Origin of the sequence: Gordonia sp. VNK1, from assembly GCF_040049135.1 — a bacterium.
GTDB classification, from domain to species: Bacteria; Actinomycetota; Actinomycetes; order Mycobacteriales; family Mycobacteriaceae; genus Gordonia; species Gordonia oleivorans.
The window spans coordinates 33,550-49,021 of the sequence record NZ_JBDZDJ010000011.1 but is presented as its reverse complement, the minus strand read 5'-3'; the positions used below and the strand labels follow the sequence as shown (position 1 = coordinate 49,021).

18 protein-coding genes are annotated in these 15,472 nt (G+C 67.3%); 6 read left to right on the top strand and 12 right to left on the bottom strand.

Annotated elements, in window-relative coordinates; genetic code table 11:
• Nucleotides 1-29 precede the first annotated feature (29 nt).
• From mftC to mftA, 3 genes are read right to left on the bottom strand one after another with little or no spacing between them, the layout of a single operon-like run.
• A complete protein-coding gene (mftC, locus tag ABLE94_RS15035; protein WP_348805585.1) occupies nt 30-1,307 on the bottom strand; it encodes a mycofactocin radical SAM maturase in 1,278 nt (425 codons plus the stop codon).
• 54 nt (nt 1,308-1,361) lie between these two features.
• A complete protein-coding gene (gene mftB, locus ABLE94_RS15030) occupies nt 1,362-1,733 on the bottom strand; it encodes a mycofactocin biosynthesis chaperone MftB (RefSeq protein ID WP_348805586.1) in 372 nt (123 codons plus the stop codon).
• On the bottom strand, nt 1,733-1,855 hold the full coding sequence (gene mftA / locus ABLE94_RS15025; protein WP_348805587.1) for a mycofactocin precursor MftA: 123 nt from the start codon (nt 1,853-1,855) through the stop codon (nt 1,733-1,735). Before mftA ends, mftB begins: the two co-directional genes overlap by 1 nt.
• Before the next feature lie 155 nt (nt 1,856-2,010).
• On the opposite strand from mftA, the gene mftR reads away from it, so the two are divergent.
• From mftR to ABLE94_RS15005, 4 genes are all read left to right on the top strand, one after another.
• Nucleotides 2,011-2,607: a mycofactocin system transcriptional regulator MftR gene (mftR, locus tag ABLE94_RS15020; RefSeq protein ID WP_348809144.1), complete on the top strand. Its 597-nt coding sequence runs from the start codon at nt 2,011-2,013 to the stop codon at nt 2,605-2,607.
• A gap of 143 nt (nt 2,608-2,750) precedes the next feature.
• The gene (locus ABLE94_RS15015; protein ID WP_348809143.1) at nt 2,751-3,806 is read left to right on the top strand and encodes a 2Fe-2S iron-sulfur cluster-binding protein; all 1,056 of its coding nucleotides are present in this window, start codon (nt 2,751-2,753) and stop codon (nt 3,804-3,806) included.
• Nucleotides 3,807-3,809: 3 nt separating this feature from the next.
• On the top strand, nt 3,810-4,187 hold the full coding sequence (locus ABLE94_RS15010; RefSeq protein ID WP_348809142.1) for a DoxX family protein: 378 nt from the start codon (nt 3,810-3,812) through the stop codon (nt 4,185-4,187).
• 68 nt (nt 4,188-4,255) lie between these two features.
• The gene (locus ABLE94_RS15005; RefSeq protein ID WP_348809141.1) at nt 4,256-5,611 is read left to right on the top strand and encodes a ClC family H(+)/Cl(-) exchange transporter; all 1,356 of its coding nucleotides are present in this window, start codon (nt 4,256-4,258) and stop codon (nt 5,609-5,611) included.
• Nucleotides 5,612-5,737: 126 nt separating this feature from the next.
• Here the strand turns inward: ABLE94_RS15005 and ABLE94_RS15000 are convergent, their stop codons facing one another.
• The 6 genes from ABLE94_RS15000 to ABLE94_RS14975 all read right to left on the bottom strand — a co-directional run bounded on the left by ABLE94_RS15000 (nt 5,738) and on the right by ABLE94_RS14975 (nt 10,005).
• On the bottom strand, nt 5,738-6,478 hold the full coding sequence (locus ABLE94_RS15000) for a DNA alkylation repair protein (RefSeq protein WP_425476208.1): 741 nt from the start codon (nt 6,476-6,478) through the stop codon (nt 5,738-5,740).
• Entirely contained in the window at nt 6,462-7,655 is a 1,194-nt protein-coding gene (locus ABLE94_RS14995; protein ID WP_348809140.1) for an NAD(P)/FAD-dependent oxidoreductase, read from the bottom strand. The genes ABLE94_RS15000 and ABLE94_RS14995 overlap by 17 nt, the downstream gene beginning before the upstream one ends.
• Before the next feature lie 58 nt (nt 7,656-7,713).
• On the bottom strand, nt 7,714-8,226 hold the full coding sequence (locus tag ABLE94_RS14990; RefSeq protein ID WP_348805596.1) for a hypothetical protein: 513 nt from the start codon (nt 8,224-8,226) through the stop codon (nt 7,714-7,716).
• Between the two features lie 68 nt (nt 8,227-8,294).
• On the bottom strand, nt 8,295-8,921 hold the full coding sequence (locus ABLE94_RS14985; RefSeq protein WP_348805598.1) for a hypothetical protein: 627 nt from the start codon (nt 8,919-8,921) through the stop codon (nt 8,295-8,297).
• Nucleotides 8,918-9,436, bottom strand: coding sequence for a hypothetical protein (locus ABLE94_RS14980; RefSeq protein ID WP_348809139.1), 519 nt, complete (start codon nt 9,434-9,436; stop codon nt 8,918-8,920). The genes ABLE94_RS14985 and ABLE94_RS14980 overlap by 4 nt, the downstream gene beginning before the upstream one ends.
• Entirely contained in the window at nt 9,433-10,005 is a 573-nt protein-coding gene (locus ABLE94_RS14975; protein ID WP_348809138.1) for an Rv1363c family protein, read from the bottom strand. Before ABLE94_RS14975 ends, ABLE94_RS14980 begins: the two co-directional genes overlap by 4 nt.
• Nucleotides 10,006-10,178: 173 nt before the next feature.
• Here ABLE94_RS14975 and ABLE94_RS14970 point away from each other — a divergent pair, with 173 nt between their 5' ends.
• Together ABLE94_RS14970 and ABLE94_RS14965 are read left to right on the top strand one after the other, a co-directional pair.
• Nucleotides 10,179-11,636, top strand: coding sequence for an amino acid permease (locus ABLE94_RS14970; RefSeq protein WP_348809137.1), 1,458 nt, complete (start codon nt 10,179-10,181; stop codon nt 11,634-11,636).
• Nucleotides 11,633-12,517, top strand: coding sequence for a universal stress protein (locus tag ABLE94_RS14965; RefSeq protein WP_348809136.1), 885 nt, complete (start codon nt 11,633-11,635; stop codon nt 12,515-12,517). Before ABLE94_RS14970 ends, ABLE94_RS14965 begins: the two co-directional genes overlap by 4 nt.
• Nucleotides 12,518-12,527: 10 nt before the next feature.
• On the opposite strand, the gene ABLE94_RS14960 is transcribed toward ABLE94_RS14965, so the two are convergent.
• The 3 genes from ABLE94_RS14960 to ABLE94_RS14950 all read right to left on the bottom strand — a co-directional run bounded on the left by ABLE94_RS14960 (nt 12,528) and on the right by ABLE94_RS14950 (nt 15,419).
• Complete coding sequence (locus ABLE94_RS14960) at nt 12,528-13,388, bottom strand: SDR family oxidoreductase (protein ID WP_348809135.1); 861 nt, start codon at nt 13,386-13,388, stop codon at nt 12,528-12,530.
• Between the two features lie 61 nt (nt 13,389-13,449).
• The gene (locus tag ABLE94_RS14955) at nt 13,450-14,064 is read right to left on the bottom strand and encodes a TetR/AcrR family transcriptional regulator (RefSeq protein WP_348809134.1); all 615 of its coding nucleotides are present in this window, start codon (nt 14,062-14,064) and stop codon (nt 13,450-13,452) included.
• Nucleotides 14,065-14,066: 2 nt separating this feature from the next.
• Nucleotides 14,067-15,419, bottom strand: a complete 1,353-nt coding sequence (locus ABLE94_RS14950) for a cytochrome P450 (RefSeq protein WP_348809133.1) — start codon at nt 15,417-15,419, stop codon at nt 14,067-14,069.
• Between the last annotated feature and the right edge of the window lie 53 nt (nt 15,420-15,472).

Sequence of the window (15,472 nt, the reverse complement as noted above, 5' to 3'; positions counted from 1 at the left end):
CCGAGCGTCGGTGATCCACCGCGTGGGTACTACAGCGAGAAGCCCGCCAAGGGGTTCTCATCACAGCTCTTCGAGGGCGGGCCACCGATCGGGGTCATCTCCCCGTCCGGCCGCCGGGTCATCAAGGTGAGAGGTGTCCCTCGCGAATGATCCTTGTTTGCAGTCGGTTTGGTGCGTTCACCGGCGAGCAATTGCTCGCCGTAGCCCTGCACGCACTCCGGATCGGGGCCGGCCAGGGGCAGACCGGTGAAGAACTTCGCGGCCATGCAGCCGCCACGGCAGGCGTCGAAGTGTGCGCATTTGGTGCATGCTCCGGCGTTCTGCGGTTCACGCAGTTCGAGGAACAGATCCGATTGCTGCCAGATCTGCTGGAATCCACCGCCGGTGGTGATGTTGCCGGCCAGGAAGTTCTCGTGGATGGCGAACGGGCAGGCGTAGACGTCGCCGACCGGATCGATCAGGCACACCACGCGACCGGCACCGCACAGGTTCAGTCCCGGCAGTCCACCGCCTCCGGACCCACCGAAGGCCGACAGATGGAAGAAGGAGTCGCCGGTGAGCACGTTGTCCCCGTGTGCGACAAGCCAATTGTAGAGTTCGAGCTGCTGCTCGGGCAGCGGATGCAGATCGTCCCACACGTCGGCGCCGCGCCCCGACGGACGCAGCCGGGTGATCCGCAGGGTGGCGTTGTAGCGGTCGGCGAGCGCTTTGAACTCGTCGAGCTGGGCGACGTTCTGACGCGTCATCACCACCGATATCTTCGCGTCGCGGAAGCCTGCCTCGGACAGGTTCTCCAGCGCGCGGACGGCCATGTCGAAGGAGCCCGGTCCGCGCACCGCGTCGTTCACCTCGGCGGTGGCACCATCCAGCGAGATCTGTACGTCGACGTAATCCGAGGCCGCCAGGCGTGCCGCGACCTCTTTGTTGATCCGTAAACCGTTGGTGGAGAACTTGACTCCCACCTGATGACTGGTCGCATAGTCGACCAGTTCCCAGAAGTCCGGCCGCACGGTCGGCTCGCCGCCACCGATGTTGACGTAGAAGACCTGCATCCGCTGCAGCTCATCGATAATGGCCTTGCACTGCTCGGTCGACAGTTCCCGCGGGTCACGTTTACCCGACGACGACAGGCAGTGCACACACGCGAGGTTGCACGCGTAGGTGAGCTCCCAGGTCAGGCAGATCGGGGCGTCGAGACCCTTCTCGAACTGGTCGACGAGGCGCCCGACTTTGGGCGGCGCCGTCTGCGCCACCGGGGCGACGCTGGCGAGTCCGGTTGCGGTGGGCGGCATCTCGAGTGTGGTCATGCGGGTCTCCTTGGGCTTTTCAGGAGCGATATGTGGACGGACGAGGAGGGGAGATCAGCGCCGGACGATCATCCCGGAGTCGGCGAGGGCCGACAGCGCCTGCAGATACAGCGGGCGTTCGGCGGTACCGATACCGGCGGCGACGAATGCCGCTTCGGCGGACTCGTGCGCGGACAGCGACTGCACGATCCCGACGACCGTGAGGTTTTTCAGGAACGACAGCTTGCGCGTTCCGAAGTGGTAGAGGAGCGCACCGAACGGTTCCGGGCGCAGCGCCACCTTGGGATTGAGCTCCCAGGCGGCGCCGACGTCGAAGGACAGTGCCTTGCGGATGGTGGTGGAAGTGGGGGCCGGGGAGTCGCGCCGGTCACCGGCGATCGCATCGGAGCGATCGCCGGCAACCGGAGCCGATGTCGGGGTGGACATCAGTAGACCCCGCACATCCCGTCGATCGACACCTCTTCGACGAGGGACTCACCCACGAGCTCGGTGTCGACGTCGGCGGGAACCGACAAGTCCTGAGCTGCCTTGGCTGCCTGATCGGCCATGATCCAAACCTCCTAGTTGATCGGGTAGTGATGTGGATCACCGATCACTATAATGGCACCGAGTGCAGAATTGCACCCCCTGGCGAAAAGCTAGCCAGGTGGACAGGTGCAACCCGGAACGAAAGGGCGCCCATGACCAGCACGAATTCGCCCCGATGACGACCGACGCGACGGCACCGGGTCGACGACCGTCGACGAGTCGCGCGCAGATCAGCGCCACCGCCATCGATCTGTTCACCACCATCGGATTCGAGGAGACCAGCGTCGAGGACATCGCCGACGCCGCCGGCATCGCCCGTCGCACCCTCTTCCGCTACTTCCCGTCGAAGAACGCGATCGCCTGGGGTGACTTCGACGCCCACCTCGACGAGTTGCGTCATCTCCTCGCCGACATCCCCGACGATCTGCCCATCGCCGACGCGGTGACACGCGCCCTCGTCGCCTTCAACACGGTGCCCCCACAGGGCGCCGACGGTCACCGTCGGCGCATGCAGTTACTCCTCGGAGTGCCCAGCCTGCAGGCACATTCGATGCTCATGTACGCCGATTGGCGGCACGTCATCGCCGAGTTCTGTGCGCATCGACTCGGACTCGACGAGGACGACCACCTACCGCAGACGATCGGCTGGATGTGCCTGGGCACCGCTCTGGCCGCGTACGAGCAGTGGCTCAACGATCCGGATTCCGACCTGGAATCGCTGATCCGCGCAGGCTGCGAGGTCCTTGCGAACGGCGTCGCGGCGCTGCACTGATGCGAACGCCGTCACCCCCACTACCCTGAAACCCTATCGCCGGTGCCGGTGTCGACGGCCCGGCATCTAGGCTAGGCTCAAATTAGAACGTGTTCTATTTTTCCAGATGGAACACCCCTGACGACGCCAGGAGAGGCTCGGATATGACCGAACTGACGCCCCACGGCTCCCGCAGCGTGATCCTCACCGTGGCCGAGGTCATCGACGAGACGCACGATTCCCGATCGATCGTCTTCGAGATCCCCGACACCGCCAAGGAAGCGTTCACCGAGTACAAGGCGGGCCAGTTCCTGACCCTGCGCATCCCCAGCGACCGGACCGGGTCCGTGGCGCGATGCTACTCACTGGCCTCCTCCCCGGTCGGCGGTGAGCCGCCCAAGGTGACCGTCAAGCGCACCGCCGACGGATACGGCTCGAACTGGGTGTGCGACAACCTCTCCGCCGGTTCCCAGGTCGAGGTGCTCCCACCCTCGGGGGTGTTCACCCCCCGTTCCTTCGACGAACCCCTGCTGCTGATCGCCGCGGGCAGCGGCGTGACCCCGGTGATGTCGATCCTCAAGACCGCACTGCAGCGCGGCTCGGAGCCGGTGGTGTTCTTCTATGCCAATCGCAGCGCCGACGACGTCATCTTCGCCGACGAACTGCGCGCACTGCAGACCACTCACCCCGACCGCCTGCTGATCATCCATTGGCTCGAGTCACTGCAGGGCCTGCCCTCGGCGCAGACCCTGGCCACCGTGTTCGGCGCGTTCCACGGTCACAGCGCGTACATGTGCGGGCCCGGCCCGTTCATGGATGCGGTGCACGCGGGCCTGCACACCGCCGGATTCGCCCATCACGACGTCCACGCGGAGGTCTACAACTCGCTGTCGGGCGATCCGTTCGCAGACGTCGTCCTCGACGAGGTCAGCGACGAGGAGCAGGCCGACGCCGCGACGGTGGAGGTGGAACTCGACGGCGACACCCACGAACTGTCCTGGCCACGCAAACGCACTCTCATCGACATCATGCTCGAGGCCGGGATCGACGCCCCCTATTCCTGCCAGGAGGGTGAATGCGGTTCGTGCGCCTGCACTCTCATCGAGGGTACGGTCGAGATGGACAACGACGGGGCCCTCGATCCCGAGGACATCGAGGACGGTTACATCCTCGGCTGTCAGGCCCATCCCACCTCCGACCGACTGCGAATCGAGTTCTGACACATGCTTTCTCGCCTCTCCCCCACGCAGCTCGCCCGCGCACTTGCCGGGATGCTGTTGACCATCGGCACGCTGCATTTTCTGGCGCCCAAGCCTTTCGACGAGATCATCCCCGAGGAGATCCCCGCCGATCCACGCATGCTGACCTACGCCTCCGGCGTCGCCGAGGTCGCACTCGGCGCGGCATTGCTGGCGCCGGCGACCCGCAAACCGGCCGCGGCGGGCGCTGCGGCACTGTTCGTCGCGGTCTACCCGGCGAACATCAACATGGTGCGGCTGTGGTGGGACAAGCCGGCGATCTACAAGGCGATCGCCATCGCGCGTCTGCCGCTGCAGTTCCCGATGATCGTGGCGGCGCTGAAGGTCTATCGGAACTCCTGACCCCGACGGCGTTAGGGTCGGAGGGTGTTCTGGAACCGTAACGATCTGACCCCTGCCGATTCTCGACGATGAGTTCCGCCGACGATCCCGACCTCACGCCGGCCGATGACGACGCCCATGCCGGCGCGCGGGTGCTCGTCTGGTTGACGATCGTGGCGTCGGTGGCCGGCGCCATCACCGGATTCGTCGGCGGAGCCTTCCGCTGGTTGCTGGTGCGCGCCGACGAGATGCGCCTCGACATCGGCGACTGGGCTCATCATCACGGTTTCGCGGCCCTGCTGGTGCCGGTGGCGATCTCGGCGGCGGCGGCCGCCGTCGCCACCGCGATCACCCGGTGGGAACCGCGGGCCGCTGGCAGCGGTATCCAGCATGTGGAGGCCGTAGAGCGGGGCGAGGCGGAACCGCCGTCGCCGCGGGTGGTGCCCGCACGGTTCGTCGGCGGCCTGATCGCCATCGGCTGCGGTGGCCTGGTGCTCGGCCGGGAGGGCCCGACGGTGCACATGGGTGCCGCGATCGGCACGATCATGGGACGAGTCACACGGTGCACCCGCGACGAGATCCGGGTGTTGCAGACGGTGTTGTCCGGTACCGGCCTCGCGGTGGCCTTCAACGCCCCCATCAGTGGCGCCCTGTTCTGCATCGAGGAGATCGCCAAGACCGTCAAACTGCGCTACGTCCTGTGGACGATGGCATCGGTGGCGGTCGGCACGGCGTGCAGCCGCGTCGTCGTCGGCAATCACCCCGATTTCACGGTTCCGGCGATCAGCACGCCGGCGTTGGCGTCGATCCCGGTGTTCGTCGTCTTCGGCGCGATCGTCGGAGTCCTCGGAGTTGCCTACAACTGGCTGATTCGCGCCTGCCTCACCACATTTCAGGCCATCGACCGGGTTCCCGGACCGGCCAAGGCCGCGGTGGTCGGTGGCGTCGTCGGTGCGATGCTCATGATCAACCCCGACCTCGGCGGCGGTGGTGACGATCTGACCCAGGCGCTGTTCGGTGGTCACCGACTCGCGATCGGCGTGATCGTCCTCTACCTCGCGGTGCGGTTCTTCGCCGGCCCCGTCTCCTATTCGGCGGGCACCCCCGGCGGCATCTTCGCCCCGATGATCGCCCTCGGCGGACTCAGCGGCCTGCTCGCCGCCCGCATCATCGACCTGTTCGCCCCCGGTTACGGACACGACCTGATGATTCCTCTGATGATCGTCGGAATGTCGACGCTGTTCACCGCGGTGGTGCGCGCCCCGTTCACCGGCGCCGTGCTGGTGATGGAGATGACCTCCACCACCAATATCGCGGTGGCCCTGCTCGCCGGTGGCGCCGCCGCGATGATCGTGTCGCAACTGCTGAACTCGCCGCCCATCTACGACGATCTGCGGGAACGCATGCTGGCACAGTGGAAAGGCCGTGAGGGCGAAGGTGTGTGAACGACGGCCGCGCCGACCGTCCCGTCTGCCGCGCCACCCGTTCCACCGGCCGCACCCCACGTCCCGTCGGTCGGAACCCAGCTCAACCGGCGATCGGGACCCGACTCGACCAGTGGGCACAGCGCCCTACCGAAGCCCGCGGTAGTGGACACGAGTCGGTCGATCGAGATGCTCGATCGCGTAACCCAGTGCGGTGCGGCCCATTTGGGCTGCGTGCGTGTCCAGGTACTCGCTGAGCAGGTGCGGGTCGACGCGTTTTCCCATCTCCCGCAGCATCCAGCCGAAGGCCTTCTGGATCAGATCACGCCGATCGCCGACCACCAGCGGCGCGACCGCCAGGGTCGCCACTGCATCCCCGTGTCGCAGGAAGGCCTGACCGCCGACGATGCCGGCGCGGCGCACCCAGAGCGGTTGCGCTGCCGCGGTATCCGTCAGCAGGGAGATGTCACCGATGCGCAGGCACCAGTGGCCGAGCACCGGTCCGGCCGCGACGTCGACCAGATCCCAGTTGTCGATCCGGCCGGCGTGCAGCGCCTCGAGATAGTCGGTGACCCACGCCCGGTGCTCGGCCGCATCGGCACGGGCGCAGGCGTCACCCATCATGATCAGGGCCAGGTGCCGGATCTCGTGGGTCGTCGAGGTGAGGAGTTCGGCAACCTCGCCGCGTGCGATCCCCCGGAAGCGCCGGGCGATCGCACGCAGGTCCGGTACCGACACTCCGAGGAACTCGTCGCCCTCGGCGTAACCGCCGGGCCCGGCCTGCAGGTACTTCGACATCTGTTGCGCACGTTGCGGATCGGCAATCCGGGTCACCGCGTCGACGGCGGCCGACGCGGTCAGCTCGCCCGGTTCAGAGGAGGTCGGCAACAGGTGTCGGCGTCTGCAGCCTGGGCCGCGACTTCATCACCGGTCCGGCCTTGCCGGCCCCCACCACGGCGGTCAGGATGCCGTCGCGGCTGTAGTAGGCGAGGAATTTGGTGCCGTCGTCGCTGACGATGTGCACGGTGTCGTCGGCACGTGGATGCCCGAGAACCTGGAACTTCACCGCGAACTGGTCGCTCCAGAAGTACGGCACCGCGCTGGTGATCGGTTCACCGGGTGTTCCGGTGATGTCACGGGCCGCCACCGACGCCTGTTCCACCGTGTTGTTCCAATGCTCGACTCGTGTCGGCTTCCCGTGCGCATCAAGCCAATTGGCGACGTCACCGATCGCCCAGACATCGGGTGCACTGGTCCGCCCGTTCTCGTCACAGGCGATTCCGCCGCCGTCCGAACGTCCGGCGAGCGCGATACCCGAACCCTCGAGGAAGTCGGTGACCGGAATCGACCCGATACCCACGACAACGATGTCGGCGGGCAGTTCGGTGCCATCGGCCAGGCGAACCCCGCGCACCCGGCCGTCGTCGGCGAGGATCTCCGCGACGCCCACTCCGAGGTGCACGTCGACGCCGTTGGCCGCGTGCATTCGGGTCACCAGATCACCGATCTCGGTGCCCAGCGACGCCGCGAGCGGTGTCGGTGCAGGCTCGACGAGCGCGACGGCGACACCCCGATCGGTCAGACTCGCCGCCACCTCACATCCGATGAATCCGGCACCGATCACCACCGCCGTGGTCGCGGCATCGATCTCACCGCGCAGGGCGTGGGCATCGTCGACGGTTCGCAACGTGTGGACACCCGCCAGGTTCTCCGCACCCGGGAACGCCCGGGGAATCAGCCCCGTGGCCAGCACCAGCGTGTCGTATCCGACGGTTTCACCGTCCACGGTGACCGTCTTGGCCCCCGGGTCGACCGCGGTCACCGGCGCGCCGAGCCGTAACGTGATGTTCGCGGATTCGTAGAACTCGTCGGGTTTGAGGTCGACGCGGTCGTCCTTGCCCAGCAGCACCGACTTCGACAGCGGCGGACGATCATAGGGCGCATACGGTTCGGCACCGATGAGGGTGATGGGGCCCTCGTAGCCGTCGTTACGCAGGTTCTCCGCCAACCGGATCGCACCCAAACCCGCACCCACCACGACCACGCCATTGGTCTGTGCACTCATCGTCGTCGATGTCCTCTCAATGCGGCCACATCCTTCATCTGTTCGGGTTCACACAGGATCAACGGGTGATGTCACCGACGGAGTGCAGGTCGGCCATCCGCCAGGTTCCGTCCACCTTAGACATGACCATCCAATATTCGGAAGGTGTATGCCCGCCGTACGGTGTCGTCGAGCCGGGTGTGGGCGTCCCCGACGACGAATCGGGCACGGTCACGACCTGATCGACGAAGGCGAGCACTCGGGCCCGGTCACGCTCATAGCTGCTGACCGCGACACCGACGACGGTCACCGACATCGTCACCGACGCGGCGAGGGCACCGGGCAGAACGACGTCGACACCGACGGCGTCGTAGCGCCCGAGAAGCGGATCGGCGAGCTGCCGACGCACCGCCGGGACATCGGACGCCACCCCGTCGGTGACGGTCATCAGCGCGGTGAGTGCCGCCGCTGCGGCCCGCCGGATGTCGTCGCGCTGGGCGTCGTCGGGTCGCGGCGCGGTGCTCACGGCGACGACCGCGCTCACCGCGGCGACGACGAGCGCGATCACGACGGTGACCACGCAGCCCGTCATGATCCGCCTGCCTCGCCGGGACAGTCGTGTGGTGCGCACCAGGGGTCGTATCCGTCCCCGCCGGCCGATCACGCCACCACCGCCGAATCCACCAGCCAACCATCCGCACCGCGAATCATGCTCAACCGCAGAGTGACCCGATCGGCGTCGGGGTCACCGCCGACGAGTTGCGGATCGGAGGCCTGCGCCACCAGCAGGACCTCGGCCCGTGTCCCGGTGTCGTCCGAGTCGGGATCGGTGACCAGGCCCGACGAGATCACCCGGCCCGTGCTCGCCACCGGCTGCGCGGCCACCGCCGCCGCGAGGGCTCTCGCCGACCGCTCGACCCGGTCGCGCTGCGGGCCCGAACTCAGCGCGAGCACCGCATTCACGTAGGTCTCCGCGTGCGCCGGATCGGCGCTGAGCATGGTGGTCGTCGCCGAGCCGGCCGCGGTCAGCACCGCGTCATCGGTGGCCGCGCGGCCATCGGCACGATGATCGAGGGTCGCATACACGATGGTCGTGATCGCCAGCGCCACCGCGACAAGCACGGCGAGAATCATGCCGTATCGGAACATCCGCGATCGCCGGCGCGCGCGGGCGCGCAGGTCGTCGGCCGCCGCGATGCGTGCGAGGCGCGCGGTGCGGGTGGCCGCGACGACCCGGTCGGCGGCCCGGGAGACCCGCACGGACTGCGTCGTATCCTTCGGGGTCACTGCACCACCTCCACCGACGTGAGCAGCCAACGCCCGTCACGCGATGCGAAATCGGCACGGACACTGCTGTGTTCGGTGATCTCGACACCCTGATCGGGGCGTGTGGTCACGCTCGCACGGATCAGGGTTGCTCCGCGCTCGGTACCGACGTCGACCAGTGCGACGGCCTCGGCCCGCCAGCGCACGGCGGCAACACCCGACGCCGGTGGCCGTTGTAGTTGCGCAGCATAGGAATTCGCGAAGTCCCCGGCGATCATCGATCGGGCCCGGGCCCGATCGGATTGCCAGTGTGCGGCGTCGACGGAGAACACCGCGGCGACGATGTCGCCGGCCTGGGCACGCAGGGTGGTGCGGTTGTCGGCGACGGCCGCGTCCTCGGTGTGGGCGCGTACCCCCCAGATCACCGACGCGGTCAACAGCAGCAGGATCGCCAGTGCCACCCCGCCCGACACCAGGGCGACGGCCGGCGAGACGACACCGTCGCCGCGTGATCGGACTGCCGAAATCCACGTCATGGAAGGTATTGCACCGCCGCCACTTTGATCCGTCCGGCGTCCTCGGCGACGCCGACCCGCAGCCGGAAACGGCGATCGGCGTCGGTCTGCCCGTCGCTGCGGTATCCCACCGTCGCCGCCACCAGCACCGTCGCCGAGGACGCGGTCCGGGTGGCCACCCCGGTGCCGTCGATCGTGGCGGCGGCGACGGTGCCGCTGCGCCGTACGAAGGCGGTGTAGGCATCCGCCGATTGCGCGAACTCGTCGTAGAAGCCACCGGTGGCGTCTTCGAGAATCTCACGAACCCGTTGTGGTGCAGTGGCATCGGGGCTGAGCAGCAGACCCACCACTCGCGATGCCGCGGCCTCGAAATCGTCGTCGGTGTAGGCGTCGGCGGCCCGAATCCAGGCCACCACACCGAGTGTTGCGGCGATCAGCGCGGTGATCACGACGAGTCCCGTGCCGATCCACCACCACCGCGGCGCCGGGTCACGCACACCGGCGTCCCGCTGGGCATCGGCGAGATCGTCGAGCGCACGGCGCAGTTCCCGGCGTGCCTCGCGGTCACGCCGAATATGCGTCGTTGCCATGGCCCGTCCTCCTCGTCCGGCGCTCAACCACCATAGCCATGCGGTCCCGGCGAATCGACAAACGCGCTGCACAGCGGGCGGAGTGCGCGCACAATCTTCCCTACGGCACAGCACCCACCGTAATTGGTTGCGCCGCGACCACGGTCGATTCCCCGACCCGAGGAGGCACATCGATGACCACATCCCCATCGCTGTTGACAACGGCGTTTCGACGCAAGCCGGTGCACACGGCCGAGTCCTCGGCGGAAAAGGGGGAGCCGCATCTCGAACGGTCCATCGGCACCTTTCAGTTGACGATGTTCGGGGTCGGCGCCACCGTCGGTACCGGTATCTTCATCGTCGTCCCCGAGGCGATCAGCAAGGCCGGTCCCGCGGTGCTGCTGTCCTTCATCATCGCCGGTGTGGCCGCCGGTCTGGCAGCGGTCTGCTACGCCGAGATGGCCTCTGCGGTACCGGTGTCCGGGTCGAGTTATTCCTACGCCTACGCCACCCTCGGTGAGGTGGTCGCGGTGGGAATCGGCGCCTGCCTGATGCTCGAGTACGGCGTGTCCGCGGCGGCCACCTCCATCGGCTGGGGACAGTACCTCAACGAGTTGCTCAACAACCTCTTCGGCTGGACGATCCCACACAATCTGTCCGCGGCCCCCTGGGGTGTCGACGATCCGGGGTGGATCAACCTGCCCTCGATCATTCTCGTCATCCTGTGCGGTCTGCTGCTGATCCGGGGTGCCAGTGAATCGGCGGTGGTCAACACGATCATGGTCCTGATCAAGCTCGGTGTGCTGCTGCTGTTCGCGGCCGTCTGCCTGACGGCCTTCACCTCCAGCCACTTCTCGCCGTTCATGCCGGAGGGCATCGCGGGAGTGACCTCGGCCTCGGCGGTCATCTTCTTCACCTTCATCGGCCTCGACGCGGTGTCCACGGCCGGTGACGAGGTGAAGAATCCGCAGAAGGCGATGCCCCGCGCCATCGTCGGAGCACTGATCACCGTCATCTCGATCTACCTGCTCACGGCCGTCGCGGCCCTGGGTGCGCAGGTGTGGACGGAGTTCAATCCCGACGACGAGGCAAGCCTGTCCGCGCTGGCCAACAAGGTGACCGGAGGGACATGGGTGGGCACCCTGATCGCCGTCGGTGCGGTCATCTCGATCTTCTCCGTCACGCTGGTCGTCATCTACGGCCAGACCCGCATTCTGTTCGCCATGGGCCGAGACGGTTTGCTGCCCAAGACGTTCGAGAAGGTCAGCAGCAAGACGATGGTGCCGGTGAACAACACGATCATCGTGTGCGTGATCATCGCATTGCTCGGCGGATTCGTGCCGATCGACAAGCTCTGGGATCTGGTGTCGGTGGGTACCCTCGCCGCGTTCATCGTGGTCTCCATCGGCGTGATCATCCTGCGCCGCACCATGCCGGACCTGCCGCGGCCGTTCAAGGTGCCCGGCTATCCGGTGACCCCGGTCCTCTCGGTGGCCGCATGCGTGTGGATTCTCAGCGGCCTGGCACCCGTCACGTTCCTGTTCTTCGGTCTGTGGATTCTCGCGGCCCTGTTGTTCTACTTCCTGTGGGGCCGTCAGCACAGTCGCCTCAACCAGTTCCCCGACCTCACCACCGGTGAGGTGAACCGGTGACCATCCTCGTCGGCTACGCCCAGGGCGAAGGCGGTACCGGCGGTGTGCAACTCGGCGCGATGCTCGCCGAGGCCGCCGGCACCGACCTCGAGGTGGCGACCGTCGTGCCCAGACCGTGGACCACACCGTCGATGGCGAAGGTAGACGCCGAGTTCGCGGCGTGGACCGATCAGATCGTCACCGCGGCGCGCAACGAGGTCGCCGAGTACATGGAGATCTATCCGCCGGACCTGCGGTGGACGTTCACCCGACTCGATCACCGGACGGCGTCGGCGGCGCTGATCGACCGGGCACAGGAGTCGTCGGCGGACGTGTTGGTGATCAGCTCCACCAGCGAGGGTCAGCTCGGCCAGATCGTCATCGGTTCCACCGGCGACGCGCTGCTGCACAAATCCCCGATTCCGGTGGCCATCGCGCCCCGCGGGTACCGCTCCCCCAAGGACGGGCAACTCACCCGGATCACGGTGGCCGTGGCCGGGTCCGGTCCCGAGGCGCGGGCGGTGCTCACCCGCGCCCGGGAGGCCTGGGAATCCACCCGGGTTCCGTTGCGGGTGGTCACCTTCGCGGTCCGCGGCGGCGCGATGTATCCACCGTTGGTGGGCCTGTCCACCGAGGGCACGGTGTTGGATCAGTGGAAGGAGCAGGCGGCCACCGATCACCAGACCCTGATCGACGACGGCACGATCCCCGCCGGCATCGACTGCGTGGTGGCGGCGGGACGCGGGTGGCGTGAGGCCGTCGACTCGATCCCCTGGCTCGACGGCGAAGTACTGGTGGTCGGCTCCACCCGCGAAGGCGTTCTGGCGCAGGTGTTCATCGGGTCGCGGTCGGCCAAGCTGATCCGCCACTCGTCGGTGCCGGTGGTGGTGCTGCCCCGATAGTGGCCCGGCTCTACCGACGCATGCGTGCGTCGTAGTCGGCGCGGCCGGCGGTGTCGATGTCGATGAAGACGCGGTCGAGTCCGGTGCGTCGCCGGGTCAGGCGCTTGAGTGCCTGGGGGAACACGGGATTGGCGTCGACCCAGCGCATCGAACGCGGCGCGGCGACGCGGGTTCTCGGTTCGGCGATCACCCCGACGACCGCCGCGGCCACCACGCCCGGCTCGACGGTTTGGATGTAGCGGTTGGTCTGCAGGCCGGAGATGAGTCCGGTGCGGGTGAACGTCGGCATCACCGTGCTCACCCGGACGCCGTCACCGGAGAGTTCGGCGTCGAGGGCCTCGGAGAATTCGATGACGCCGGATTTCGCGGCGTTGTAGACGGCCAGCCCGGGCATCGGCAGGCGACCCGCGACGGAGGCGATGTTGACGATCTGCCCGGAGCGTCGGGTCACCATCCGTGCCGCCGCGATCTGGCTGCCGAGGATCACCCCGACCAGGTCGATGTCGAAGGTCCGCCGGATGAGAGCCTCGTCGAAGCCCAGGAAGGAGCCGACCGGCATGATGCCGGCGTTGTTCACCAGGACGTCGACGGGTCCGAGTCGCTGTTCCACCTCGTCGAGGAAGGCGGTGAAACTCGCCCGGTCGGTCACGTCCACCTCGATGCCCTCGACGCCGAGGTCGGCGGCGGCCTTGCCGAGCACCTCGCCGTCGATGTCACCGATGGCCACCCGTGCACCGGCGGCGAGAAGCTGTGTGGCGGTTTCGAAGCCGATCCCCCGGGCACCGCCGGTGATCGCGATGACCTTGTCGGACAATCGATCCCGGGTCGCCTGCGGATCGGTCTTGCCGAATGGTCGGGTGCGGCTGGTCATGCGGAGTCCCCCTCGGTGCGGTCAGTGTGTCGTGGTCGAACGTGATCGGCACGGGGCCGGATCACCAGATCATCGGTGCCAGGAACTTCTCGGCGAAGGCCCGCACCCGGTCCGGTTCGCGGCGGGACTCATCGGTCGCAGGTGTCTCGAGGAACGAAATGACCAGGCGCACATGGATTTCCACCGCCTCGAGGAGATCCTCGTCGGGCATCTGCGCCCCCGCCGAGCGGAGCGTCGACGCGACCCGGCCGGTCGCGATGTCGATGAACAGCGCCGTCACCGTTCCGGTGATCGGGGCCATGTCGTGGTCGGTCAACACCAGCCGCCGCATCAGCGGGTCGTCGGAGATCATCGCCGCACCCGCCGCGAAGGCCTCGACGACCGCCTCCTTCGGTCCCAGTCCGCGCACCGCGGAGTCCAGCTGCACCATCCCGTTCTCGTACAGTTCCTCGGCCACGCCGATCAGCAGGGCTTCCTTGTTGGGGAACCGCCGGTAGAGGGTGGAGCGGGAGACACCGGCCCGGCGCGCGACCTCGTCGACGTTGGCCCGCCGCACTCCCACCTCGGTGAACTCGGCGGCAGCGGCGGCGAGGATGGCCGCATTCTGATCGGCGGGACTGTCGGTGTTGCGGACCTTGCGCCGGCGCACGGACTCCGCTGCGACGTCGGCATCCATCGTCATCGTCCCGCCGCCGAGAGTCGTCGCATCGTCACCGGCAGTTTGTCCTTGGGCACGGGTAACGCGCTGTAATCCATCGGCATCTCATAGCCGTCGGGCACCGACCACTCATACCCCCGCAGCAGGTGATGCATGATCGTCTTGATCTCCATCTGCCCAAAGTACAGACCGATGCACTTGTGGACACCCGCTCCGAACGGGATCCAGGCCATCCGATGGGACTTGTCCTCGGCCCGGTCCGGACCGAACCGATCCGGGTCGAAGGTGTCGGGATCGGAATACAGTTCCGGGTCACGGTGATTGGTCAGTTGCGGAATGGAGACGATGGTGCCCTTGGGGACGAAGAAGCCCTGCACCGAGGTGTCCTTGACCGCCATCCGGGGCTGTGCCGGAACCGGCGGGCACAGCCGCAGCGACTCCTTCATCACCCGGTCCAGCACGTCGAGTCGGGCGAGGTCGTCGTAGCCGAGGTGGCCGCCGAGTTCCTGCGATTGCGCTCGCGCGGCCTGCTGCCATGTCGGCGCGGCCGCCATCCGGTAGGCCATCTGCGACATCGTGATCGTCGAGGTGTCGTGGGCGGCCATCAACACGAAGATCATGTGATTGACGACGTCCTCGTCGGTGAACCGGTGTCCCTCATCGCTTTCGGCGTGACAGAGCACCGAGAAGAGGTCCGGGGTGGCCCGCGCCCGCTTGGCCGGGATCTGCTCGAAGAAGAACTCCTCGAGAACCTTCCTGCTGCGCAACCCTTTCCACCATCGGCCACCCGGAACCGGTGCGCGCACATAGGCGACCCCGGCGCGCACGGTGTCGATGAAGGCCTTGTTCAGGCGATCGGCGCGATCCCGGGACAGTTCGACGCCGAGGAACACCTCGAGCGCGACATCGAGTGTCAGAGACTTGAATTCGTCGAGCATCAACACCCGGCCGGTCGGAAACCGGCCCATCGCGTCGGCGATCAGCGGGGACATCTCCTGCATGTAGCCCTTGAGCGCGGCAGGCGTGAACGCCTCCTGCATGATGTGCCGATGGTGGCGATGTTCCTCGAAGTCGAGCAGCATCACACCGCGATTGAAGAACGGGCCGATGAAGTAACTCCATGCCGGGCCGTTGGCGAAGGCGCGGTCGGAGTTCATCAGGACCTCACCGGCGGCATCGGCTCCGGCGGCGGTCACCGTCTGGATACCGAAGGCGTTCAGGCCGGACACCGGTCCGAGTTCGGCACGTCGGGCCGCACCGTAGGCGAACGGATCGCGGCGCATCGCCATGATCTCCAGGATGCCGTTGCGCTGCACGCGCGGAACGGCGGTGAGCCCACTTCCGGCGGGCGCCGGTGCAACGATCGCGCTCACGGTTTTCCCTTTCGTCGACGATGCCGATGTGGGTCGACACACAGCCAATTGGA

Excerpts from the sequence above, each read along its gene's own strand:
- mftC (WP_348805585.1), bottom strand. The coding sequence starts at position 1,307 with ATGACCACACTCGAGATGCCGCCCACCGCAACCGGACTCGCCAGCGTC.
- mftB (WP_348805586.1), bottom strand. The coding sequence starts at position 1,733 with ATGTCCACCCCGACATCGGCTCCGGTTGCCGGCGATCGCTCCGATGCG.
- mftA (WP_348805587.1), bottom strand. The coding sequence starts at position 1,855 with ATGGCCGATCAGGCAGCCAAGGCAGCTCAGGACTTGTCGGTTCCCGCC.
- mftR (WP_348809144.1), top strand. The coding sequence starts at position 2,011 with ATGACGACCGACGCGACGGCACCGGGTCGACGACCGTCGACGAGTCGC.
- ABLE94_RS15015 (WP_348809143.1), top strand. The coding sequence starts at position 2,751 with ATGACCGAACTGACGCCCCACGGCTCCCGCAGCGTGATCCTCACCGTG.
- ABLE94_RS15010 (WP_348809142.1), top strand. The coding sequence starts at position 3,810 with ATGCTTTCTCGCCTCTCCCCCACGCAGCTCGCCCGCGCACTTGCCGGG.
- ABLE94_RS15005 (WP_348809141.1), top strand. The coding sequence starts at position 4,256 with ATGAGTTCCGCCGACGATCCCGACCTCACGCCGGCCGATGACGACGCC.
- ABLE94_RS14995 (WP_348809140.1), bottom strand. The coding sequence starts at position 7,655 with ATGAGTGCACAGACCAATGGCGTGGTCGTGGTGGGTGCGGGTTTGGGT.
- ABLE94_RS14990 (WP_348805596.1), bottom strand. The coding sequence starts at position 8,226 with ATGACGGGCTGCGTGGTCACCGTCGTGATCGCGCTCGTCGTCGCCGCG.
- ABLE94_RS14980 (WP_348809139.1), bottom strand. The coding sequence starts at position 9,436 with ATGACGTGGATTTCGGCAGTCCGATCACGCGGCGACGGTGTCGTCTCG.
- ABLE94_RS14975 (WP_348809138.1), bottom strand. The coding sequence starts at position 10,005 with ATGGCAACGACGCATATTCGGCGTGACCGCGAGGCACGCCGGGAACTG.
- ABLE94_RS14970 (WP_348809137.1), top strand. The coding sequence starts at position 10,179 with ATGACCACATCCCCATCGCTGTTGACAACGGCGTTTCGACGCAAGCCG.
- ABLE94_RS14960 (WP_348809135.1), bottom strand. The coding sequence starts at position 13,388 with ATGACCAGCCGCACCCGACCATTCGGCAAGACCGATCCGCAGGCGACC.
- ABLE94_RS14955 (WP_348809134.1), bottom strand. The coding sequence starts at position 14,064 with ATGGATGCCGACGTCGCAGCGGAGTCCGTGCGCCGGCGCAAGGTCCGC.